This is a genomic window from Pseudochrobactrum lubricantis (assembly GCF_041929865.1).
GTDB lineage: Bacteria > Pseudomonadota > Alphaproteobacteria > Rhizobiales > Rhizobiaceae > Pseudochrobactrum > Pseudochrobactrum saccharolyticum.
This window is the reverse complement of record NZ_JBHEEE010000008.1, coordinates 1-21,945: the sequence shown is the minus strand read 5'-3', so window position 1 is coordinate 21,945 and position 21,945 is coordinate 1. Positions and strand designations below refer to the sequence as shown.

General features: G+C 49.9%; 25 protein-coding genes. 13 read left to right on the top strand and 12 right to left on the bottom strand.

The window, feature by feature from the left end; translation table 11 throughout:
- Positions 1-7: 7 nt before the first annotated feature.
- From JNC80_RS15650 to JNC80_RS15610, 9 genes are all read right to left on the bottom strand, one after another.
- Positions 8-1,123, bottom strand: a complete 1,116-nt coding sequence (locus JNC80_RS15650; RefSeq protein ID WP_376710828.1) for an ABC transporter ATP-binding protein — start codon at positions 1,121-1,123, stop codon at positions 8-10.
- A gap of 3 nt (positions 1,124-1,126) precedes the next feature.
- Complete coding sequence (locus tag JNC80_RS15645; RefSeq protein WP_022709424.1) at positions 1,127-2,011, bottom strand: carbohydrate ABC transporter permease; 885 nt, start codon at positions 2,009-2,011, stop codon at positions 1,127-1,129.
- Positions 2,011-2,889, bottom strand: coding sequence for a carbohydrate ABC transporter permease (locus JNC80_RS15640; RefSeq protein ID WP_022709423.1), 879 nt, complete (start codon positions 2,887-2,889; stop codon positions 2,011-2,013). The genes JNC80_RS15645 and JNC80_RS15640 overlap by 1 nt, the downstream gene beginning before the upstream one ends.
- Positions 2,890-3,040: 151 nt before the next feature.
- Entirely contained in the window at positions 3,041-4,282 is a 1,242-nt protein-coding gene (locus JNC80_RS15635; protein ID WP_075654915.1) for an ABC transporter substrate-binding protein, read from the bottom strand.
- A 199-nt stretch (positions 4,283-4,481) separates the two neighbouring features.
- Complete coding sequence (locus tag JNC80_RS15630; protein WP_376710827.1) at positions 4,482-6,008, bottom strand: aldehyde dehydrogenase family protein; 1,527 nt, start codon at positions 6,006-6,008, stop codon at positions 4,482-4,484.
- A complete protein-coding gene (locus tag JNC80_RS15625; protein WP_376710826.1) occupies positions 6,008-6,787 on the bottom strand; it encodes an enoyl-CoA hydratase/isomerase family protein in 780 nt (259 codons plus the stop codon). The genes JNC80_RS15630 and JNC80_RS15625 overlap by 1 nt, the downstream gene beginning before the upstream one ends.
- A complete protein-coding gene (locus tag JNC80_RS15620) occupies positions 6,780-8,405 on the bottom strand; it encodes an acyl CoA:acetate/3-ketoacid CoA transferase (RefSeq protein WP_376710825.1) in 1,626 nt (541 codons plus the stop codon). Before JNC80_RS15620 ends, JNC80_RS15625 begins: the two co-directional genes overlap by 8 nt.
- A gap of 4 nt (positions 8,406-8,409) precedes the next feature.
- Entirely contained in the window at positions 8,410-9,420 is a 1,011-nt protein-coding gene (locus JNC80_RS15615; protein WP_376710824.1) for a Gfo/Idh/MocA family protein, read from the bottom strand.
- Complete coding sequence (locus JNC80_RS15610; RefSeq protein WP_376710823.1) at positions 9,417-10,466, bottom strand: LacI family DNA-binding transcriptional regulator; 1,050 nt, start codon at positions 10,464-10,466, stop codon at positions 9,417-9,419. The genes JNC80_RS15615 and JNC80_RS15610 overlap by 4 nt, the downstream gene beginning before the upstream one ends.
- 169 nt (positions 10,467-10,635) lie before the next feature.
- Between JNC80_RS15610 and JNC80_RS15605 the strand changes: the two genes are divergently transcribed.
- From JNC80_RS15605 to JNC80_RS15590, 4 genes are all read left to right on the top strand, one after another.
- Positions 10,636-11,808, top strand: coding sequence for a dihydrodipicolinate synthase family protein (locus JNC80_RS15605; RefSeq protein WP_376710822.1), 1,173 nt, complete (start codon positions 10,636-10,638; stop codon positions 11,806-11,808).
- Positions 11,809-12,029: 221 nt separating this feature from the next.
- Positions 12,030-13,349: an Hsp70 family protein gene (locus JNC80_RS15600; protein WP_376710821.1), complete on the top strand. Its 1,320-nt coding sequence runs from the start codon at positions 12,030-12,032 to the stop codon at positions 13,347-13,349.
- Between the two features lie 76 nt (positions 13,350-13,425).
- A complete protein-coding gene (locus tag JNC80_RS15595) occupies positions 13,426-13,668 on the top strand; it encodes an HP1242/YdcH family protein (RefSeq protein WP_028233253.1) in 243 nt (80 codons plus the stop codon).
- Between the two features lie 209 nt (positions 13,669-13,877).
- Positions 13,878-14,627: a F0F1 ATP synthase subunit A gene (locus JNC80_RS15590; protein ID WP_022709414.1), complete on the top strand. Its 750-nt coding sequence runs from the start codon at positions 13,878-13,880 to the stop codon at positions 14,625-14,627.
- 25 nt (positions 14,628-14,652) lie between these two features.
- Here JNC80_RS15590 and JNC80_RS15585 read toward each other — a convergent pair whose 3' ends face one another.
- Positions 14,653-15,579 (bottom strand): alpha/beta hydrolase, encoded by a 927-nt coding sequence (locus JNC80_RS15585; protein WP_376710820.1) that lies wholly within the window; start codon positions 15,577-15,579, stop codon positions 14,653-14,655.
- Positions 15,580-15,793: 214 nt separating this feature from the next.
- Between JNC80_RS15585 and JNC80_RS15580 the strand changes: the two genes are divergently transcribed.
- From JNC80_RS15580 to JNC80_RS15550, 7 genes are all read left to right on the top strand, one after another.
- On the top strand, positions 15,794-16,255 hold the full coding sequence (locus JNC80_RS15580) for an EF-hand domain-containing protein (protein WP_075654906.1): 462 nt from the start codon (positions 15,794-15,796) through the stop codon (positions 16,253-16,255).
- A gap of 18 nt (positions 16,256-16,273) precedes the next feature.
- Entirely contained in the window at positions 16,274-16,615 is a 342-nt protein-coding gene (locus JNC80_RS15575; RefSeq protein WP_376710819.1) for a hypothetical protein, read from the top strand.
- A gap of 217 nt (positions 16,616-16,832) precedes the next feature.
- Positions 16,833-17,030 carry a hypothetical protein gene (locus JNC80_RS15570; protein WP_121993107.1) on the top strand — a complete coding sequence of 66 codons (198 nt, stop codon included), beginning with the start codon at positions 16,833-16,835 and terminating at the stop codon, positions 17,028-17,030.
- A 153-nt stretch (positions 17,031-17,183) separates the two neighbouring features.
- Entirely contained in the window at positions 17,184-17,483 is a 300-nt protein-coding gene (locus JNC80_RS15565) for a hypothetical protein (RefSeq protein WP_245257277.1), read from the top strand.
- Positions 17,484-17,522: 39 nt separating this feature from the next.
- The gene (locus JNC80_RS15560; protein WP_022709409.1) at positions 17,523-17,768 is read left to right on the top strand and encodes a YMGG-like glycine zipper-containing protein; all 246 of its coding nucleotides are present in this window, start codon (positions 17,523-17,525) and stop codon (positions 17,766-17,768) included.
- 228 nt (positions 17,769-17,996) lie between these two features.
- On the top strand, positions 17,997-18,683 hold the full coding sequence (locus JNC80_RS15555; protein WP_376710818.1) for a hypothetical protein: 687 nt from the start codon (positions 17,997-17,999) through the stop codon (positions 18,681-18,683).
- A gap of 220 nt (positions 18,684-18,903) precedes the next feature.
- Complete coding sequence (locus tag JNC80_RS15550) at positions 18,904-19,167, top strand: hypothetical protein (protein WP_022709407.1); 264 nt, start codon at positions 18,904-18,906, stop codon at positions 19,165-19,167.
- 95 nt (positions 19,168-19,262) lie between these two features.
- Here the strand turns inward: JNC80_RS15550 and JNC80_RS15545 are convergent, their stop codons facing one another.
- On the bottom strand, positions 19,263-19,550 hold the full coding sequence (locus tag JNC80_RS15545; protein ID WP_376710817.1) for a hypothetical protein: 288 nt from the start codon (positions 19,548-19,550) through the stop codon (positions 19,263-19,265).
- A gap of 292 nt (positions 19,551-19,842) precedes the next feature.
- Here JNC80_RS15545 and JNC80_RS15540 point away from each other — a divergent pair, with 292 nt between their 5' ends.
- Positions 19,843-20,337, top strand: a complete 495-nt coding sequence (locus JNC80_RS15540; protein ID WP_022709405.1) for a DUF2165 family protein — start codon at positions 19,843-19,845, stop codon at positions 20,335-20,337.
- 174 nt (positions 20,338-20,511) lie between these two features.
- Here JNC80_RS15540 and JNC80_RS15535 read toward each other — a convergent pair whose 3' ends face one another.
- Positions 20,512-20,934 (bottom strand): VOC family protein, encoded by a 423-nt coding sequence (locus JNC80_RS15535; protein WP_376710816.1) that lies wholly within the window; start codon positions 20,932-20,934, stop codon positions 20,512-20,514.
- A gap of 823 nt (positions 20,935-21,757) precedes the next feature.
- Here JNC80_RS15535 and JNC80_RS15530 point away from each other — a divergent pair.
- A partial coding sequence (locus JNC80_RS15530; RefSeq protein ID WP_376710815.1) for a porin occupies positions 21,758-21,945 on the top strand: 188 nt, incomplete at its 3' end.

Genomic DNA, 21,945 nt, shown 5'->3' with positions numbered 1-21,945 from the left:
ACTTATCTCACGCAATACGCTGTTGCGTTTGCGGATCAAAGAACACGGCTTTATCCAGATTAAAGGCCAGCCGCGCGGTCTGCCCTGCATGGATATGCGCATCTGCCCGCAATCGCGCTACCACTTCCTTACCGCCGAGCTTGGTCACGGCAAAAGTGTCCGATCCGGCTGGTTCCACAACCTCAATGTGGCAGTCACCTTCCGCGATAGTGCCCGCATTACGGTCTGTGCCGTCAGGATCAGTCAGCGCCTCAGGACGAATACCGAAGACCACTTGTTTACCAGCATAGGCGTCCAGTTCCTTCTGTCTCGCAGGCACCGGCAATTTCAGCGGGTCGCTATCTGGCCGTTCGAGTGAAATCTGCAGCCCCTGCTCACTGTTTTCTACGGTTGCGGTCAGCAAATTCATAGCTGGCGACCCCATAAAATCCGCTACGAACATATTGACCGGACTGTTATAAATTTCTGCCGGAGTGCCGAATTGCTGCAGAATTCCGTCTTTGAGAACGGCAATTTTTGTTGCCAGTGTCATCGCTTCAATCTGGTCATGGGTCACATAAACGATTGTGGTTTTCATACGCTGATGCAGACGTTTGATCTCGGTGCGCATATCCACACGCAGCTTGGCATCAAGATTGGATAATGGTTCATCAAACAGAAAGACCTGCGGATTGCGCACCAGCGCCCGCCCCATTGCCACACGCTGGCGCTGACCGCCGGAGAGCTGGCTGGGTTTGCGATCCAGTAAATGCCCGATCTGCAGCATTTCCGATACGTCGCGAATGACCTTTTCACGTTCATCTTTCGGAACGCCGCGCACTTCCATGCCGAATGCGATATTTCCGGCAACCGTCATATTCGGATAAAGCGCATAGGACTGAAATACCATGGCAATATCACGTTTGGACGGCGGCAGATCAGCGACCGCTTGACCATTAATAGCAATATCACCCGCGCTGATCGGCTCCAGTCCGGCAATCGTGTTGAGCAAAGTGGATTTTCCGCAGCCGGACGGCCCGACAAGCACCAGAAAACCGCCCTCCTCAACCTCAAGACTGATATCTTTGAGAATTTCTACCGCGCCGTATGACTTGCGAAGGTTTGTAATTTTAAGAAATGACATGAATTATCCCTTCACAGCACCGGACATCAGACCACGTACAAAATAGCGGCCGGAAACGATGTAAACGATCAGCGTAGGCAGCGCCGCGAGGATCGCCGCTGCAAAATGAACATTATATTCCTTCACCCCTGTTGAGGATGAGACAAGATTATTCAGCGCCACAGTCATCGGCGTGGATGACGCGCCGGAAAAAGACGCACCGAACAGAAAGTCATTCCAGATATTCGTGAACTGCCAGATCACCGAAACTACGATAATCGGCCCTGAAGACGGCAGCAGAATGCGCCGGAAAATCTGCATGAAACTTGCCCCGTCGATCTGGGCGGCACGCACCAGTTCTGTCGGAAATGCCTCGTAATAATTCCGGAAATACAGAGTTGTGAAGCCAAGACCATAGATGACATGCACCATGATAAGCCCCCAGATTGAACCGGAGAGCCCCAGCATTCCGAGAATACGTGCCATCGGGATCAGCACAATCTGAAACGGAATGAAGCAGGACAAAAGCAGCAATCCGAAGAAAATATTCGAACCGCGAAAACTCCATTTGGTCAGCACATAGCCGTTGAGCGCACCGACTATGGTAGAAATCGCAACAGCAGGCACCACCATCAGAATGGAGTTGATGAAGAACGGTTTCACGCCGGTTGGCTGCACACCGATCTGCGCTGTAGACCATGCAGACAGCCACGGCTCGATTGTCCAGCTTTGCGGCAGATTGAGCATGCCACCCTGCCGGATTTCCTCCAGCGGCTTGAAAGAATTGACCACCATCACATAAAGCGGCAGCAGATAATAAACAGCGAAGATCAGCAACAGCGTATAGATCAGCGCCCGCGTCAGCCTTTTATGCGAAATGGCATTTTGCGGATTGTCAGAACCACTCATCAGCGCTTCCCTCCGCGAATTTCCGCATAAAGATACGGGATGATGATCGAGAAAATCATCGCCAGCATGATAATCGCCGATGAAGCACCGATCCCCATCTGATTGCGGGTAAATGTATAGGAATACATAAAGGTTGCCGGCACTTCGGTTGCCTGTCCGGGGCCGCCGCCGGTCAAAGCAACAACAAGGTCATAGGCCTTGATCGCCAGATGCGCGAGCACCACAAAAGCCGATAAAAAGACCGGCCGCATCATCGGAATAATAATCCGGCGATAGGTCGTGAATGTCGATGCGCCGTCTATCTGCGCGGCCTTGATGATTTCATTATCCACGCCGCGCAAACCAGCCAGAAACATCGCCATAATAAAACCGGAAGACTGCCAGACAGCTGCAATCACCACACAGTAAATTGCGTAATTACGATCTTTAATCCAGTTGAAGTGAAAGCTCTCCCAGCCCCAGACCTGCATCGTATGTTCAAGCCCGATACCCGGATCGAGAAACCACTTCCATGCCGTGCCGGTTACAATGAAAGACAGCGCCATCGGATAAAGATAAATCGGGCGCAGAAAACCTTCACCGCGTATCTTCTGATCCAGCATAATCGCCAGAAACAGCCCGATTACCGAGCAGATAATGATATAAAGCGACGCAAAAATCGCCAGATTGGAAATTGCCCGCCACCAATGCGGCAGCGCCCAGAGCTTGGAATAATTCTCCAATCCTACGAAATTATAGGATGGCAGCATCTTACTGTCTGTCAGCGACAGAAGCCCCGTATAGGCAATGAAGCCATACACAAAAATCAGGATAATAAAAAAGCTCGGAGCCAAGACAAGTTTTGGCAACAGCTCCTGCAACCAGCTGCGGCTATTCATGGTCAATCACCACACTTGGCACATATCCGGCCAGACAACCGGACAGGCGCTTAAAAAAATTCAATTTCAAATGCTGTCAATAAATGACCGGTCACAATCGGTGCCGGATCACAGAGGCTGCGCAAAGGCAGCCTCCGGTTTTGCAATCAGTTTACTGAGCGGCGGCAACGGCTGCCACAAGCTCTTTCACAGCTTCTTCCGAAGTCAGTTCACCATTAAATTCGCGGGTTACAACGTCGTAAATCGCATTTTTAACAGCAGCAGGATTGGCATAGCCATGCGCCATGGAACCGAGCATTGTGCCCTTCTCACTAGCTTCCTTCACATCAGCGATTGCCTTTTTACCGCAGGCATCAAAGGCGGTATCCGGTACATCGGTACGTGCCGGTGCCGAACCTTTAACGACATTGAAAGCGGACTGGAATGTCGGGCTTTCAATCGCGGAAGCCATTTGCAGCTGTGCCGGAACTTTGTCTTCCGCAACTTTGAACATCGCAAACATATCGGAGTTGAAAGTTACAGCGCCCTGTGTCCCCGGATAACGCATACAGACGAAATCCTCGCCCGGTTTCTTACCGGCTTTGACAAATTCGCCCTTTGCCCAGTCACCCATAAATTGCAGACCGGCCTTCCCCTCAATCACCATCGCTGATGCCAGATTCCAGTCACGACCGGAGAAATTATCGTCCACATAGGAACGCAGCTTGGTCATACGATCGAAAGCCTGTTTCATCGTATCACTGCCCAGTGCTTCCGGATCGAGATCAATAAAGGCTTTTTTGTAGAAATCCGTGCCGAATGACAGCACCACGGCATCAAAAATCGTGCCGTCCTGCCATGGCTGACCGCCATGAGCCACAGGGGTAATGCCCTGTTCTTTAAACTTATCCAGCAGTGCAATCAGCTCATCCCAATTGGCCGGTTCTTTGCCGCCTGCCTTGTCGAGTGCTGCTTTGTTGATCCACATCCAGTTGGTGGTGTGAACATTCACCGGAGCGGCAATCCAGTGACCGTCATATTTGGCAAATTCCTGCAACGGTGCAGGAATAACCTTTTCCCAGCCTTCTTTACCCGCAACTTCATCCAGATTGCCGAGCGCGCCTTCTTTTGCCCAGTCACGAATATCAAAACCGAGCATCTGTACGGCGGTCGGCGGATTTCCCGCGGTAACACGGGCACGCAGAACGGTCATCGCTTCTGTACCGCCGCCACCGGCAACCGGCATATCCGTCCAGCCGATGCCTTTACCTTCGAGATCTTTCTTCAATACATCCAGAGCTGCCGCTTCGCCGCCGGCTGTCCACCAGTGCAGCACCTCTACATTCTCCGCAGCCTGAGCCGCACCTGCCATAAAACCTAAAGCCATTGCTGTTGTTGTCATAAACTTGCGCATCGTATTCCTCCCGTTTGCAAGTTGTCAGCAGCGGAATCCTCCCGCTTGGTCATTACGTGCTGTCCTCCCGAACAGCATAAATTTTCGGCTCGCAAGATTGATCGGGCTATTCTTTTACGACCAACCGTCAGGCGAAATAGGACGTTACAATTCTCCGTTCGTCAAGCAGTGTTCTGCAAAATTCAAATCGATTAAAATATTATTCTTCAGCCGCGCTCCCGTCACGCACCCAAAGCGTTTTTCGTGAGCCGATATGCATATTCAGAGTTTTTGTTTCCGTATAATCTTCAACAGCATGACGGCCAAGCTCTCTGCCCTGTCCGGATTGTTTATAGCCGCCAAACGGCAATTCCGATGCGCCATCCATAAAAGTGTTCATCCAGATTGTACCGGATCGCACTTTGCGCCCCACAGTCAGACATGTATCGAAATCACGGCTCCAGACACTGGCAGACAGGCCATAATCTATGGAATTTGCAATATGAATTGCCTCTTCCGCAGTTTCAAATGTCAGCACAGACAAGACAGGACCGAACACTTCCTCACGCGCCACGGCCATATCCGGCGTAACGCCCGACAGCAAAGTCAGCTCCATATATTGGCCGCTGTCAAATTCCACGGTTCCGCCGCCGGCACTCAGTGCAGCACCATCCGCTTTGGCACCGGATATATAGGTTTTGATTTTCTCCAGATGCTGCTCGCTGATAATTGCACCGACCTGCGTTTGCGGATCAAGCGGATCACCCAGTCTCACCTTTTTTGTAAGATCAATAATGCGGGAGATCACATCATCCGCAATATCTTTATGCAGAATCAGACGTGAACCCGCATTGCAACATTCACCGGCATTGAAATAGGCGCCAAACACCGCAGCATCGATAAATGCATCCAGATCAGCATCAGGAAAGACAATTTGCGGGTTCTTACCGCCAAGCTCCAGCGATACTTTTTTCAGTGTCTGAGCTGCATTCGCCATAATCAGACGGCCGACACCGGTTGAACCGGTGAAAGACACCATATCCACATCAGCATGTGTGCTCAGCAGTGCACCCGCACCGGCACCTGTACCGGTGATAATATTCACAACACCGGCAGGAACACCTGCTTCGGTCAGAATTTCACCCAAGATCAGTGTGGAAGCTGATGTCATTTCCGAAGGTTTGACCACACAGGAACATCCGGCAGCAAGAGCAAAAGGCAGCTTCTGGCTGATAATCAGAAACGGGAAATTCCACGGCGTAATCATCGACACAACGCCGATTGCCTCGCGCAACACAACGCCCAGCGTGCCGTCACCGAGTGTATTATAACTCTCACCATGCAAATCACGGGCAAGTGCCGCCGCATAGCGCCAGATATCAACAGCACCGGCAATCTCGCCCCGCACCTGACTGATCGGCTTTCCCGCCTCGACAGCGTCCCAGAAACTCAGTTCTTCTGCGCGCGTCTCAATCATATCCGCGATTTTCAGCAGGATATTGGAGCGTTCGGCACCGGTTTTGCTATTCCATATTCCTGTATCGAAGCTCTGTTTTGCAGCAGCAATCGCATGTTCTGCGTCAATATGACTGCCTTCAGGATAACGGCTCACCAGCACTCCGTGCCCCGGTGCAATGCGTTCCAGCATCCTGCCGGAGGCTGCGGCCACCCATTCGCCATCAATCAGCATTTTAAAATCACGAACAACGATATCTGCCGGAGGCTTGGGCGCAATCAGAACGGCCATTACCATTCTCCTTTAAAATTTGCCGGACGTTTGCCGCTGAAAGCCGCAACTCCTTCTCTGAGATCACCGGTTTTGGCGGCCAGCATGGAACCAAGTGTTTCAACCGCTGCGCCATTATCCTCGCCATTGGCAACGCCGATCATCAGCTTGGATATTTCAAGCGCCGCAGGTCCGCGCGTCACAATACGTGCTGCATAGGTCTTGGCAGCCTCCAAAGCTGAGCCGCTTTCAACAACCTGATCCACCAGCCCAAATTTGCAGGCTTCTTCAGCACCGAACATCTCGCCGCCCAGCACCATACGCCGGATAATCTGCGCACCAAAACGCTGCACCAAACGCTGTGTGCCGGACCAGCCGGGAACCATGCCGAGTGATGTTTCAGGCAGGCCGATTGTAACATGCTTTTCGGCAATGCGGATATCCGCAGCCCCGGCAAGTTCCAGCCCGCCGCCAAGGGCATGACCATTTATCGCGGCGATCAGCGGCATCCGCAATGTTGCCAGCCGCTCAAAAACCCGATGACCGAAACGCACCCATTGATGGCCGAATTCATTGGCCTGCATCGCGCCCCATGCTTTGATATCACCACCGGCAGAAAAGGCCTTGCCCGCGCCGGTGAGAATAACAACCCGCACGGCACTGTCCGCCTCAACCACATCACAGGCCGCGGATAATTCCTTCAGCATTTCAATATCAAATGCATTGAGCTTATCCGGCCGTGTGACAGTGATCGTGGCAATGGCACCGTCACAGGAGGTTATGATACGCGGCTCAGCCATGATCTGCCCCCTCGATCTGCTCTTGCAAGATACGCTGCGGTTTTTCCGGCAAAGTCAGACCAAGAATCTCATCCCTGAATAAAGCGGCATCCATCAGTTTCAGTTCCGGCGAAATGATGAGCGGAAATTCCGACTGCTCCAGAATATGCGCCTGCAAATCCACACCCGGTGCAATTTCCGTGAGCATGATGCCCTGTGGTGTCAGCTTCATCACGCAGCGTTCAGTCACATAGGTAATATCCTGTCCCTGCGTGACAGCACGGCTGCCGGAAAATGTGACATGCTCCGTCTCATTGACCAGCTTCTTCAGCTTGCCTTCTTTTTCAATAACCAGCCTGCCGCCCTCAATGCCGAGCTTTGCACCTGCATTGAACATGCCGGAAAAGACAATCTTCTTTGCCCGCGCAGTAATATCGACAAAACCACCGGCGCCCGCTGTCACATGCGGGCGGAAAGACAACCGCGATACATTGACGGAGCCGTCACGCCCGATCTCAAGAAAAGACAGCAGCGAGGCATCAAAACCACCGCCCTGAAAATAGGTAAACTGATAGGGCGAAGGCATATAGGCATCAGCATTGGAGGCGCAACCGAATGCAAAATCCAATAGCGGTACACCACCGACAGCGCCCTGCTCGATCACCCACGTGACAGAGCCGTGCAGCCCCTCTTCCATCAGAATACGCGGCACATTAGCTGAAATACCAAAACCGAGATTAACGCAGCTTCCCGCTTCAAGCTCCTGCGCAACACGGCGAGCAATGACCTTCTGCACATTGAATTCCGGCACGCGGAAACTCTCCAATGGTCTGAAAATCTCACCGGAAATCGCCGGATCATAAACTGTCTGCGTTGTCTGTTTCTGCTCCGGATCCACAATAATATAATCGACCAACATACCCGGAACACGCACATCATGCGGTTTCAGCGAGCCCTGCTTGGTAATGCGCTTCACCTGCGCGATAACAATGCCGCCATTGTTACGGGCGGCCAATGCCTGATCCAGCCCACCGAGAGTGGCTCCCTCATGCTCATAAGTGAGATTGCCGTGTTCATCAGCCGTTGTTGCCCGAACGATGGCAACCTGCGGTATGATATTGGGAAAATAGAGCCATTCTTCATCCGCAAATTCAATCTTGCGCACAACCGGCTCCCGCTGTGCTGCCTCGTTCATGGCGCAGCCTTGCCGGTCAGGATCGACAAAAGTGTCCAGTCCGATTTTAGTTATCACACCAGGTCGTTTGGCAGCAGCCTCACGATGCATATCAAACAGAATGCCGGAAGGTACATTATAGGCAGGAATTTCATTCGCACCGATCATCTGCCAGATCAGCGGCGGTTCTGCCGATGACGGGCCGGACGGATAAGACCCGCCGATAATTTTCGCCAGCAGACCTTTTTTGGCAATATGATCGATGCCTTTAATACCGCTCATATCCCCAGCCGCAATCGGATGCAGCGTCGTGAGATTACGCGGATGGCCTGTTGCCTCAAAGTGCTCACCGATAGCTTTGAGCATCAGATCAGGGCAACCAAGCCCGCTTGATGAGGAAACGGTAACCACTGCATGATCGGGGATCAGAGCCGCAGCCTGTGCGGGAGTAATATGCTTGCTCATATTATCACTCTCCCAAACCGGTTCTGATTTGCACGGCACTGCCGCTTTTCACGGATTGCGCCACAGCAAGCGCGGTTGCCAGTGACCAGACACCATCGGTCCCACTTGCAGAAACTGCGCCTTTACCCTTGACCGCGTTGTGAAATGCCTCCAGCGCGGCTTCATAAAGATTGCGCTGCTCCAGCGGCAAAATCTGCTCACCTTCCGCATTGCGCAAAATGACAGAACCAACCGGCTTCTGCGTCATCACATTACGGGCAATCAGTGAGCCTTCTGTGCCATGGACTTCAAAACCTGTTTCGGCAAATTGCGTGGTGAAACCATCATGAAACTGAGCCAGCACGCCGGATTTAAAACGCAAGACACCCATCACCGCATCTTCCAGCCCTTGTTTTCCCATCCCGCCGGACTGACCGAAAGCCACCGCCTCAACCGGATCATCATTCAGCACAAAGCGCAGTGTGTCCGCATCATGCACGGTTATATCGAGGATAACACCGCCACCGGCCTGCGGCCTATCAAGTCGCCAGCCCTGCAAATGCGGCGGCAGATAAACGGCATGAAAAACCCGTGCGGAAAGTGGTTTGCCGATCCTGCCTGCAGAAATGGCATCACGCATGGCACGATGACTGGCAGCATTGCGCAAATGATGATTGGTGGCAAAAACCACCCCCGTCGCTCTGGCCGCCTCAACCATGGCACGGGCATCTTCAAGGGAAAGTGCCAGCGGTTTTTCACACAGCACATGTTTGCCTGCTTTTATCGCGGCGATAGCCTGATCGCGATGCAACTCATTTGTTGTCGAGATATAGACAGCATCGGTTTCCGTATCATTGACCAGCGCATCAAGCGTGGTGACAGATCGGGGAATTCTGTTCTCTTCCGCATAGGCGGCGCCGCGCTCAGCACTGCTGCTCATCACGCTGACAACCTCACCACCCGTTGCACGGATTGCATCAATCACCCATTCTGAGGCGATTGTACTTGCGCCGATAAGACCCCACCGCACTGTCATCCCGTAATCCTCCGCTGTTCCCCTTGCCTTGTCGCACCGCAGCTTTCCCGCACGACTAGGCGCACGGAACTGACAATCGCCTCGGCTTCCGGTTGCCCTGCATTGATTTGCTTGAGCAGTAACTGTGCCGCCTTTTGCCCCATGCCCTGCGGATCGACGGAGACCGTGGTAAGTGCCGGAACCGCAGATTTGGCCTCAATCACATCATCAAAACCGATAACGGCAAAATCAGCACCCGGCTCCAAGCGCTGCGCCCGCAACCCGTCACACACACCGAATGCCACCGCATCATTGAAACAAAGCGCGGCTGTCGGTTTGTCCGCAAGCTGCATTGCGCGCATTATGGCATCCACACCACCGGCGCGGGACGGCGCAGAACCGATAACCAACGCCTCTTCAAGCACAATGCCTGCCCGTTGCAGAGCATCCGCATAACCCTGATAGCGCTCAGTAAACACGCCCGTATCAGCAAAACCGCCGAGAAAAGCGATGCGGCGATGCCCCAGCGCCACCAGATGCTCAACCGCAGCCATCGCCCCGCCGTGATTATCCGACATCAGAGAAGAAACTTTGGCACCAGCCACATTGCGCACAGTCGCAACTACCGGAATTCCGCCGGCGATCAGCGGCTTCAGATCAATGGCTTGCGTGCCGCGCGCAGGCGACACAATCAGTCCGGAAATACCGTGCTCACGCATAGAGGTAATAACTTCGCGCTGACGATCCGGACTTTCTCCCGTATGCGAGAGAAACTGCACATAGCCTGCCGACTGCACCACCATATCAACCCCGACCGCAAGCTCTGCGAAGAAGCTGTTGGTCAGATCATTGACAACAAGGCCGATAATTTTTGAATTGGAGCCGGACTGGCGCAGATTGGCCGCGCCGCGATTATAGACATAACCAAGCTCGCGGATAACAGCGGTCACTTTAGCTCTTGTGGCCTCATTCACCAGCGGAGAATTTTGCAAAACAAGCGATACGGTCGACTTGGACACGCCCGCAGCCTGTGCAATTTCAACAACGGTGACACGCTTTTTATTCACGGCATTCTCCCTGTCTCCCCTCATAAAATTAGATCGTTCCAAATTTGTCAAGTGAAGATTAATCCGGAAAATCGATGCAAATTGCCTGTTGCATCTGTAAAAAATTGAATTACTCTTTCAAAAATTGGAACGATCTAAATTTTATCGCTTTTCCGGAGATTACAGCACCATGGCAATGTTGCGGCTTCCGAATGCAGACGGCACTATCACAGACTATCATCTGACAGGCACTGTCGTGCCTCGTCCGCAATCAGTGCCGCAGTTCAATCGCATCGCTTATGCTGCCGCCCATATCGTCTCCGATCCGCTGCGTGAAACTGATCCGTGGAACCACCCTGCCATAGACTGGGACGCAACCATGGCGTTTCGTCACCATCTCTGGAGTCTCGGCTTCAAAATCGCCGAAGCCATGGATACATCACAACGCGGTATGGGGCTGGACTGGAACGGCGCACAGCAACTCATCCGCCGCTCACTGGAAACCGCCCGTACAGTCAAAGGTGCAGATCTCGCTTGCGGGATTGGGACTGACCAGCTGGCACCAGCTGACGCCAGATCTCTTGATGATGTGATCAGAGCCTATGAAACCCAGCTGGAATTTGTGGAGAAACATGGCGGCCGCTCCATTATGATGGCCAGCCGCGCTCTGGCATATATCGCCCGCAGCCCCGATGATTATGCGCTTGTCTATAATCGTATTCTCTCTCAGGCGCAGAACAAAATTGTCCTGCACTGGCTGGGTGAAATGTTTGATCCGCAACTTGGCGGTTACTGGACGGGTCAGGCAGACAGTCCCTTTGAAGATGCACTCACAAATGTTCTGGCGATTATCAATGATAACCGTTCCCGTGTTGAAGGCATTAAAATCTCATTGCTCGACAGTGCCTGCGAGATTGCACTGCGCAATCGCCTGCCTGAGAATGTACTGTGCTTCACCGGCGATGATTTTAATTATGCAGAACTCATTGAGGGAGACGACAATCGCTACAGTCATGCCCTGCTCGGCATTTTCGATGCTGTCGCTCCTTCCGCCTCCTATGCGCTGAGTGCGCTTGCAGCCGGTGACAATGCAACATTCCGTTCGGTGATCGAGCCGACCGTGCCCTTATCACGTAAAATTTTTGAGGCACCGACACAATATTACAAGGCAGGCGTTGTATTTCTGGCATGGCTCAACGGCCATCAAAATCATTTCACCATGCCTGCTGGTATGCAATCGGCACGCGGCCTGTTGCATTACACCGATATTTTCCGGCTGGCAGATCAGGCCAATGTGCTCAACAGGCCGGATCTGGCCATCCGCCGCATGCAAAACTGGCTCAGTATACAAGGCGTGAAATAAGTCTCTTCAGAGCGCCGTGCGCCCTATTTGGCGCACAAAGGTCGCTCTAATACTTTATATTTGCAGCATAATTTCACCTTAAACCGATTCAAGTTTAAGGAATTATGCTGTGAAATCCTGCTCTCTGTTCAATTGACCCTGCGTTCCAAACGGCTATAAAGGCGGCTTTCTCAAAGATGCCTCCCCAATATCTCTCGGGCACAGATGCAAGGATTTGAACAATGACTGCGGGAAATCACTCACCCTCGGAGAAGATAACCCTCGGCCTCGATTTCGGCACAACCAACACTGTTATTGCCGTGGCAGACGGTAATGGCATTGCCGAAGTTATGAGCTTCCCGAAAGATGATGCTATCGTTTCAGCCTATCGTTCCGTGCTGTGCTTCTGGCAGGATGGCAATAAAGGCCATCGCAATGTCGAGAGCGGCCCGTGGGCGATGGATCGCTTCATTGCTGATCCGCATAATTGCCGTTTTCTGCAATCCTTCAAATCCTTCGCCGCGAGCAAATCCTTCACCGATACGCCGGTCTACGGCAAGCGCTTTAAGTTCGAAGATCTGTTACAGACTTTTCTGGAAACACTGGCTGAACGCCTCGGAGACAGACTACCCTCCCGCGGCAACAAAGTCATTGTTGGCCGTCCGGTTACTTTTGCAGGCCATAATCCTGATGAAGCTCTGGCAATGGCGCGCTATGAAAAAGCACTGCGCGCCTTCGGCTTCACGGATATTCATTATGTTTATGAGCCGGTTGCCGCGGCATATTTCTATGCGCAGAAGCTGACAGATACATCGACGGTGCTGGTTGCCGACTTTGGCGGCGGAACAAGCGACTTTTCGATCGTAAATTTTGAGGTCGGCGCAAGTGGTTTGACTTCAACACCACTCAGTCAGGTTGGTCTGGGCATTGCCGGTGATACATTTGACTACCGCATCATTGATAATGTGGTCTCTCCGAAACTCGGCAAGAAGAGCAATTACAAGTCTTTTGGCAAAGTACTGCAGGTTCCGAACCATTATTTTGCGAATTTTGCCCGCTGGAATACCCTGTTTCTGATGAATTCCCCGTCCACACTTCGGGAGCTTCATGAGCTTGCATCGCAGGCAGAACATCCGCAAGCCCTCAACCACTTCATTGAAATGATTGAAGGCGATTACGGCTTCGAGCTTTACCGCGTCGTGTCTGATGTCAAAGCAGGCCTGTCCTCATCCCAGACATCCGATCTGCAATTCAAAGCCGAGAACTTTAAAATCGAAGCCCAAATTCAGCGTTCGGATTTTGAAAAATGGATTGCCGAAGATATGCAGGCGATCTCCGCCTCCGTTGACAGCGCAGTACGGAATGCCGGTTTGCAAGATAAAGATATTGACCGCATCTTCCTCACGGGCGGCACATCCTTTGTGCCGGCAATTAAAACCCTGTTCTCGCAACAATTTGAACATGCGGATGTTTCCAGCAGCAACCAGTTCGACTCCATTGCCACCGGCCTCGCACTGATCGGTCAGAGCAATGATATTGAACGCTGGTCAGTCAAGTTCTGATTGATCCTGATCAATGTAAAGAGCGCAGACTCATGCGAAGAATCCTTCAACAAAATAAATCAAGGAAGGAAACAGCATGTCCAACACACCGCATACACTTGGCGAAGAATTTCCGGGCAAACTGGATGAAATTCATGCCCTGAAAGCCGCTGATCCGCGCTTTGCCAAAGTGCTTGAGGAATATGACGACGTGAATGATCAGATTCACCGCGCAGAGACAAAGATTGAACCGACCAGTCAGGACAATGAAACAGCTCTGCGCAAGCGTCGTCTTGCATTGAAAGACGAGATTGAACAGGCACTCAGCCAGCAGGCCTGATATCTCGCATAGCGACTGAAAACACAGTCCTCAGGAGCATTTTCAATCTCAACCATTGAAAATGCTCTTTTTTTGACCGGCCAATTATTTTCTACAATTGATAGCGTGCCCTGTCCGAATCGCTCTACTCTGCTGCAAGTACATAGCGCAGGACGACCTGCGCCGGTGTAACCCACGGGGACGACCCCGCCTGCCAGGGAGTACATCATATGGCCGGACCAATTGAACAATTTCAAATCAAACCACTGGCAGAATTTGGTGAAGTCGGCGGCTTTCAGATCGCATTTACCAATTCAGCCCTGTTCATGCTGATTGCCACAATCGGCGCCGGTGCCTATTTGTTTTTATCGGCACGCGGCAGAACCCTTATCCCTGACCGCTGGCAATCCTCGTCCGAAATTTTATATGAATTTGTGTCCACGACATTGCGGGATAATACCGGTGAAGAAGGCAGACGTTTCTTTCCGCTGGTTTTTTCCCTCTTCATGTTCATTCTCACGGCCAATCTGCTCGGAATGTTCCCTTATGCCTTCACTGTAACAGCGCATATTATTGTAACATTCGGCCTTGCCATGACCGTTTTCCTGACCGTGACAATCTATGGCTTTGTGCGCAACGGAACCAAATTTTTCCGCCTTTTCATGCCGTCAGGCGTGCCGCTTATTCTGGCACCGATCATTGTGCCGATTGAGATTATGTCTTTTCTCTCAAGACCGGTCAGCCATTCGGTTCGTCTCTTCGCCGTTATGCTAGCAGGTCATATTACGCTGAAAGTTTTCGCAGGATTTGTTGTCTCGCTGACAGGCCTTGGCACATTGGGCGTTATCACCGCCATTCTGCCGCTGGCAATGACGGTTGGTATCACCGCTCTCGAATTTCTGATGGCAGTGATTCAGGCCTATGTCTTCACCATGCTCACTTGCATGTATCTGAATGATGCATTGCATCCGTCCCATTAAAATATCAGAGACTTTCAGCCGCCGCTTACTCCGGCGGCTGAACCGGCTTCACATCTTCCAGTACAAAACGCAGCATATCTTCAACGGCATAAGGAAGCATTGATCCGTGACTTTCACCGGCGAACTGATGGAAGCTTGCTGAAACGCCAGGCAACGCAACCAGCTCCTGATAAATATCCCTGCCATTCGGTCCGCCACGCAATGCCTTCAGCTGCGCAGCACGATCCTTGTCAACGCCCTCACGCATCACTGACTTGCCTGCCGTTTCAATCAGCACTTTGACCGGCTTACCCGTCTCTGTTGCCTGCTCAATGAAACGATCCTTCTCTTTCAGAATTGAGCGGTTATTCCACCAGATAGACGGATCAGCGGCGCTATAAGTCTGAAAGCTTCCTCTTTCACTGAAAAGCGCATACAGCGTGAATAAGCCCCCGAGTGAGTGGCCGAACAGGGTCTGATTGTTTTTATCAACGGCAAAGCGCCGCTCTATTTCCGGTTTCACTTGCTGTTCAATGAAATTCAGGAATGCGGCATTGCCTCCGGTGCGCGGCAGATCAGCATCATTTCCGCGCGCAGGGATCAGCTCCGCAGGTGTTTCCGGTGTCAGATCATAATATCTGGAGCGCACAATATCTTCGCGCGATTGTGTCGGATAACCGATACCGACAATCAGTGCGCGCAATTGCGGCCTTTTTTTCACCACATCCACGGCCATCGGAAAGGTCGAATTGCCGTCAATCATATAGATGACCGGCATGTGCTTGTCATTTTCCGCAGTTTTTGGCGCAGCAACAAAAATCCGGTAATCAATCCCGTTTGCACGCATATCAAAAACTGAAGTCACCGGATCACCCTGCTCTGCCGCCATCACATTGGCCATTCCATAAAGCTGCATCGCTAAAAAACTGCCAAGAAATGCAATGAGATAAAGTAGTTCAGACGTTTTATTCAAAATACGCATCAGTACCAACATTCATTTATTATCGGGCATTATCTGGTCATGGCAAATTACAGGCCGGATTGAAAACATGACAGCCTGAAATTCATACTGCAGAACATTACAAATTTGTAATTGGCTTGTTCATATTCAGTACACATTTACAGCTAGATATTACTCCTATGCCAATTAAAGGCTCAAGTTAATTTGTGACGGAGTTATAATTACCATGAATACAAAAACTTTAATTCTTGCACTCGTTGCTTCATCTGTACTCGCATCACCTGTTCTTGCACAGGATGCATCGAAAACGAATACTGAAAAAACTGTTGAACAGACCTCCAAAAAGCCTGAGCGTGAGCCGATTGATCTCGCAAAATTCTCCCGCATGGATGAGTTAAAAGCGGCCGACACCGACAAGGACGGCATCCTCTCCCGCGAAGAAATTGAAGCCCATGCTCTCAAAATGATGGTGAAACGCTCGGCAGACCGCATGGAGCGCCGCCTTGATGTGAATGGCGACGGAAAAATCTCGCTTGAAGCCGTTGAGAAAAAACGCGCAGAACGCTTTGCCGAACTGGATAAAAACAAAGACGGCAAACTGGACCGGAGCGAGTTAAAAGCCGGTAAGCGCCATGGCAAAGACGGACACCATGGCAGACATGGTCAGGGTGAACATCCGAAGCCATAAAACCAAAAGCCCGGCTCAATGCCGGGCTTTCTTTTTTGCCGAGCAAAAACCCGTCCCGCTCATCAAAAAGTGAAATTTTTAGTCATTGATTTTCTTTTTATTTTAGTACCAAATTATAGAAACAGGAGAGATATCATGCCTTTTCAAAAGACTGATTATCTTGGAATTTACAAACCTGAACAAATAAAGACGCTTCAGACCGCCTATAATGAGGTCTGCGAGATTCTCGGTTATTGCCCGACAACGGACGAGAATAAAGATCAGTTAGCGCGCACAGTCATTCGTATTTATGAAAGCGGAATAAAAGACCCGAAGGAAATCGCCGGATTGATCGCCCGCATTGAAAATCTCCGCTCCTGAACCTGCTCTGCTTGATCCTAATCAATGCACCACTATCACTTGCGCGATAAAACCTCCCTGCAATCTTTGAAAGAACTGACCGCTTCGGAAATTGCCGCTTGTGCAGAGAACAGCCTGCGAATGCAGCTCACATCTGCCTGCAGCTTTTCACGAAACCGGCCAGAGACAAAGGCACAGAGCTTCTGGTTCATATTGAGAACCACTCTCGGAGGGACAAATGTCGACTAATTTCCATCTGGCATCAATGATCGGCTCAATCGCATTTATTGTTCTGGTCGGCTCAGGATTCATTGTCGTTCTGACAGTGCCTTCTCTGGCACAAAAACCTGTTTATCCGATGCTGGCGGTTGTCGGTGCGGCTCTGCTCATCACACCGGTTATCGGGTGGTATGTTGCAACCCGGATACAACGGTAAGTCCCTGTATTCTGCAGGTGAAACATAAATATCGCATCTGCAGAATATGCTTCAAGAATGTGAGAGCATATCAGCAATCACTTGCTAAATTTCCGCTTGCCTGAAATGCTTGATTTATCCTGACATTGCTCCTCAGATCTTGCCCTGAGAACCATGTCAGCGGAACCATTTCTTTGTGGTGACGTTGATATGACAGAGCATAAGGGAGGCAATGAAATGTCCACTCGTTTTCAGATTGCCGTTTTACTCAGCCTGATGATTAACGCAGTTCTTTTCGGAATTGGGATGATCATCGTTCTCACAATCCCTGATCTGGCGCAAAACGCCAAATATCTTATTCCTCTGGTTATTGGCTGCAGTTTTCTGATTACACCATTTATCGCCTGGTTTATGGCACCGCGCATGCGAAACCGGTACTGGCAGAACAGAAACCACAAAACCGGAAGTTTTTGATAGTTACAGGTCAGGGTCTCAAACAATAAGGGTCTTACCATGCGTATGTTTATAATTGCTGTGGCCGCCATTGTTGCACTTTCCGGCTGCACAACGACAGAAAAAGATCTCAGCGTTGGTACAGCGGCAGGCGCAGTCATCGGCGGCATTGCCGGCGGCGGCAGAGGCGCATTGATTGGCGCAGGTGCAGGCGCTCTCGGTGGTCTTCTGGTTCGCAATCTGCGTAACGGTTATTGTGAATACCGTAACAGCCGTGGCCAGATTTATACCGCACGCTGCAAATAACAGCGCAACATAGTGCCGGCCAGAACTGGCCGGTATGCACGACCTGAAAGCGGCCTCTGCAAAGACGGCCGCTTTTATCTTTGCTGTCGCCTCCTGAAAATGAGATACACCCGCACAGATATCTGTCTGCCCTGCACTTCACAGCGAACGGTCTGTGCTTTAATTTCAGCACTTCAGAATACGGGAACAGAAGTCCCGCACTATAAAATCAATGAATAACGGCTCTCAATGTCATCATTTGCACCCAAAACACCAGGCAGAACCGTTATTGAAATTCTGAAAGTCATGTTCATTACCATGCCCATGACGGCAGTGGTTATGTTTGCCGTGATTGGCACATTGATTTTCATCAATAAATATTATCCGGATTCGACGATTACCTTAGAAGATGTGATGAATTACGTCACCGTCGGCATCACAGTTCTGCTGACAATGCCGCTTATGCAACGCGGCATGCACCGGTATTTTTGGTATGTGCAGAATAATCCAAACTCAAAAATTCCGCCTTGGGGCACAGCGGTTCCGCCGGTTCCTGATGTAAAAAATCCGGCAAGCATTCATCTGCTTCGCATCGCTCTGTATCTGTTCGCAATCATTTCATTATTGCTGATCTTTGCGCCCTTATCCCATCAGAAAGCCCTGTTTCGCACAACAATGAGCGTTCCGGGCATTCACCGGAATTTCTTTCCGTTCTTACAGATCGTAGCCTATTTTTTGATTTTCGGTTTCTTATTGCTGATCGCTTTTGCATCAACAAAATATAAGAAATATCTGGCAACAAGAGCAGTTACAGAAGCGGATATGCTTCGTTATAACCTGAACGAATGCTGGCTCTTCGCCTTCTCCGTCACCTATGTTCTGACAGGATTGCTGTGCTTTATCTTTGGCGCCATGATAATTCGCACACTCACTTAAACAGTTATTTTAAAATCACACCCGCATTTAAAGACAATACACATATTGCATCAGAATATCGCAAGTAGTGATTTAGAATGCATCAGTTTCCAAGATAATCTTTGGCCTGAACCGGTATTACTGCCGATTCCCGAGCAGAATTTATACTGAAAGAGACACCTGCTCTTTATCAGGATCAGGCAGTTAATAAATCTCATTCACAGATCAGAGAGATACACCGATGAAAAGCATTTTAGGTATTGCTCTTATTGTTGCTGCAACAACAATAGCTGGCTGCTCGAAGGAGCCAGCATGCACACCGGAAATAATTGCCAAGAAAGCGCAGGAACTGAATGCTGCCTTACAAGAGTCGATCATGAAAGACCCGACTAAAGTGCAGGAATTGTCGGCAAAAGTTCAGGAACTTGCCACAAAATACAATGGCGCTGATGATTCTCAGGCATGTAAGGCATATGATGACTTACTGTCTGCTATAAAAGGCTAAAATATAACGGGCTCCTTATCCTCTAAGGAGCCCGCTTTCTTGAAATACAGCTATATAGATAAGCCCCGCAGCGTGAGGCTTGATCTGAGCTGATATCAGGCCTTTTTGCGCTGACGGGTAGAAAACAGCACCAAAAGCCCTGCTGCAAAACCATAGGCAGCCCATTTATAAGGCAACAGATCAGCGATTTCGCTGCGTATAGCACGAACGGCTACAGTACCGGGACGCGTTTCTACGCCCGTTTGGCCATCATTGCGCGCCCGTTCAATTGTCTGCGGTGAAACAACCCACTCTGCATCCGTATATTTATCATAGGCCATAAAACCGAAACCGACGATGAGTGCCACGACGACTGCAGCTATCAGGCGAGTTCGAATATTCATCTGCGATCTTCCATGATTTAAACAATAGTTGTGCAGTAAATTCATCAACAAGAAGTTTTCAAGATATCAGTTCGTCTGAGTTACTTTTGACAATCATTAAGAACCAAAAAAGAATATAATACCGGCATATCCTCGCAGAAAATCCCGCATCTGAATGCGAGTATTTTGTTTATAAAAAATATATCAGCTTAAAATTATTGTTTTAATTATAAAACCAACCTAAGCACTCCCGCAGATAAGCGCTTATTATATCCGAGTGCTTACGCGCCCGATAAATAAAGAAAGTTACAATATGATCATACGTCTATCAAAAATCTTTATGGTGATGGCAATTGCCCTATTTGCATCCTTGGTAGCATTTGGCAACATCACAGATTACGGCTCAAATTTTGCATTTGTGCATCACGTATTCCTCATGGATACAATCTTTCCTGATGCAACAATCAAGTACAGAGCCATTGAATCTGAATGGCTTCATCACGTAGGTTATATTGGCATTATAACCCTCGAAACACTGACGGCCATTATCTGCTGGGTTGCAGGTTTCAAACTGCTTGCAGCACGCAATGAACCTGCCAAAGTTTTCAATAAAAGCAAAAACCTTGCAGTTGCAGGTCTCACCCTCGGCTTTCTGACATGGCAGGTCGCCTTTATGTCGGTGGGCGGTGAATGGTTCGGAATGTGGATGTCCAAACAGTGGAATGGCGTACCTGACGCATTCCGCTTCTTCGTGACCATCATTCTGGTTCTGATTTATCTGGTTCAGCCGGATAAAGACGACGAATAAGATTTAAATAACAGTCCTGCCGCAGCCATATATGCGGCAGGACTTTGCTTTTTCTCAACAAAAGCCTGAACTGACGGTCACGTGCAATACAGCCCGCATTCAAGACTCCGAATGGCCGCCATATTTGATGCTATAATCAGGCTATATTTTGCGAAGACTTATTGCTGGCAGATATCAATCCGCTGGCAGCATCTTCGGGTTCCAGACTATTTCCCATAAATGCCCGTCGGGATCAGTAAAATAGCCTGCATAACCACCCCAGAAAGTCTCCTGAGGTGCCTTAACGATTTTTGCACCTGCACGCTCAGCTTTGAGCATTACGTCATCGACCTCTTCCCGCAGCAGAACATTATGCCCGATACTGACAGCGGTAGAACTGACCGGATGCTTCGGTAATCCGCAGTCATTGGCCAGATCATCCTGCGCGAAAACAGCGAGTTTCAGGCCAGCGGAGAGATCAAAAAAAGCCACAGCACCATGTTCGAATTCACACCCGAAAATGCCTTCAGACGGCAATTCCAGCCCATCATGATAAAATGAAAAAGAATGTTCGAGATTGGCCACACCGAGTGTGAGAACAGAAATACGTGGTTTCATATCCATACCCTTCCTATTTAGCGTCCGCACCATACGGACACTTCAATAGTCATGGGCCGTCAGCTTTTGTGACAGAAGGACCCGCAAAGCGGGAGCCGGGCCAACCTTCCCGAACCTAACCTGTTTTTGACCGCCTGATGATAACTGCAGGCCAAATACAGGTCAATATTCGCGTTTTCAGAGCCAAACTGCTGCAAGGTCTGCAACGAATTTCCATTTACAAATAAAGCACGAATACATGCGCACCAGCACATAATTTGCACTTAGCGAAAGCAGCCGACTACAAGAATCATGAATATTCAATGAGCATTTCAAGTCAAAATGCGACATGCCTGTCCGCTAATTATTTTACAGACAGCGATATTCCGGAAAAATTCAAGAAAGCTGACACGTGATGAAAAACACTGCTTTCAACTTATTGTGAGTAAAGAAAAGTGCTGCCAGTCATTGAAAATAGCGCTGTAATAAACACGTCACAAATATCATAAAAACCAACGATAATCATCTCGAGCAACATCAATGTAAGCAATTGATTTTATTAGTAATTTTACAACACTCCATATTCATGACACTAATTTTAAGGTAAGACACCTCTTTAAAAAGGTCTCATTCGATCAGGTATTTTTCCACGCTAATCTCACAACAATTTTACCATTCACTAAATTGTGACCAAAAAGATACAGGGTCATTTTTATGTGATATTTCAGTAATTTTTCATATTTCCAACTCTTCCCACCTTCCATATCAACCGCAGCGCAAGATGTTTCCGAATCTCAAAATTGGAAAGTCTCAACAATCAATCGCTTACGCGGGAGAATACACAATGACCATTAAGAGCCTTCTTCTCGGCTCCGCTGCAGCACTCGTTGCAGCAACCGGCGCTCAGGCTGCCGACGCCATCGTTGCACCAGAACCAGAAGCAGTAGAATATGTGCGCGTTTGCGACGCTTACGGCGCTGGCTACTTCTACATTCCAGGCACAGAAACCTGCCTGCGTCTTTCCGGTTATGT

What these genes read in the sequence shown, in the direction of transcription:
- JNC80_RS15650 (WP_376710828.1), bottom strand. Translation starts at nt 1,123, where the DNA reads ATGTCATTTCTTAAAATTACAAACCTTCGCAAGTCATACGGCGCGGTA.
- JNC80_RS15645 (WP_022709424.1), bottom strand. Translation starts at nt 2,011, where the DNA reads ATGAGTGGTTCTGACAATCCGCAAAATGCCATTTCGCATAAAAGGCTG.
- JNC80_RS15640 (WP_022709423.1), bottom strand. Translation starts at nt 2,889, where the DNA reads ATGAATAGCCGCAGCTGGTTGCAGGAGCTGTTGCCAAAACTTGTCTTG.
- JNC80_RS15635 (WP_075654915.1), bottom strand. Translation starts at nt 4,282, where the DNA reads ATGCGCAAGTTTATGACAACAACAGCAATGGCTTTAGGTTTTATGGCA.
- JNC80_RS15630 (WP_376710827.1), bottom strand. Translation starts at nt 6,008, where the DNA reads ATGGCCGTTCTGATTGCGCCCAAGCCTCCGGCAGATATCGTTGTTCGT.
- JNC80_RS15625 (WP_376710826.1), bottom strand. Translation starts at nt 6,787, where the DNA reads ATGGCTGAGCCGCGTATCATAACCTCCTGTGACGGTGCCATTGCCACG.
- JNC80_RS15620 (WP_376710825.1), bottom strand. Translation starts at nt 8,405, where the DNA reads ATGAGCAAGCATATTACTCCCGCACAGGCTGCGGCTCTGATCCCCGAT.
- JNC80_RS15615 (WP_376710824.1), bottom strand. Translation starts at nt 9,420, where the DNA reads ATGACAGTGCGGTGGGGTCTTATCGGCGCAAGTACAATCGCCTCAGAA.
- JNC80_RS15605 (WP_376710822.1), top strand. Translation starts at nt 10,636, where the DNA reads ATGGCAATGTTGCGGCTTCCGAATGCAGACGGCACTATCACAGACTAT.
- JNC80_RS15600 (WP_376710821.1), top strand. Translation starts at nt 12,030, where the DNA reads ATGACTGCGGGAAATCACTCACCCTCGGAGAAGATAACCCTCGGCCTC.
- JNC80_RS15595 (WP_028233253.1), top strand. Translation starts at nt 13,426, where the DNA reads ATGTCCAACACACCGCATACACTTGGCGAAGAATTTCCGGGCAAACTG.
- JNC80_RS15590 (WP_022709414.1), top strand. Translation starts at nt 13,878, where the DNA reads ATGGCCGGACCAATTGAACAATTTCAAATCAAACCACTGGCAGAATTT.
- JNC80_RS15580 (WP_075654906.1), top strand. Translation starts at nt 15,794, where the DNA reads ATGAATACAAAAACTTTAATTCTTGCACTCGTTGCTTCATCTGTACTC.
- JNC80_RS15575 (WP_376710819.1), top strand. Translation starts at nt 16,274, where the DNA reads ATGCCGGGCTTTCTTTTTTGCCGAGCAAAAACCCGTCCCGCTCATCAA.
- JNC80_RS15570 (WP_121993107.1), top strand. Translation starts at nt 16,833, where the DNA reads ATGTCGACTAATTTCCATCTGGCATCAATGATCGGCTCAATCGCATTT.
- JNC80_RS15565 (WP_245257277.1), top strand. Translation starts at nt 17,184, where the DNA reads ATGTCAGCGGAACCATTTCTTTGTGGTGACGTTGATATGACAGAGCAT.
- JNC80_RS15560 (WP_022709409.1), top strand. Translation starts at nt 17,523, where the DNA reads ATGCGTATGTTTATAATTGCTGTGGCCGCCATTGTTGCACTTTCCGGC.
- JNC80_RS15555 (WP_376710818.1), top strand. Translation starts at nt 17,997, where the DNA reads ATGTCATCATTTGCACCCAAAACACCAGGCAGAACCGTTATTGAAATT.
- JNC80_RS15550 (WP_022709407.1), top strand. Translation starts at nt 18,904, where the DNA reads ATGAAAAGCATTTTAGGTATTGCTCTTATTGTTGCTGCAACAACAATA.
- JNC80_RS15545 (WP_376710817.1), bottom strand. Translation starts at nt 19,550, where the DNA reads ATGAATATTCGAACTCGCCTGATAGCTGCAGTCGTCGTGGCACTCATC.
- JNC80_RS15540 (WP_022709405.1), top strand. Translation starts at nt 19,843, where the DNA reads ATGATCATACGTCTATCAAAAATCTTTATGGTGATGGCAATTGCCCTA.
- JNC80_RS15535 (WP_376710816.1), bottom strand. Translation starts at nt 20,934, where the DNA reads ATGAAACCACGTATTTCTGTTCTCACACTCGGTGTGGCCAATCTCGAA.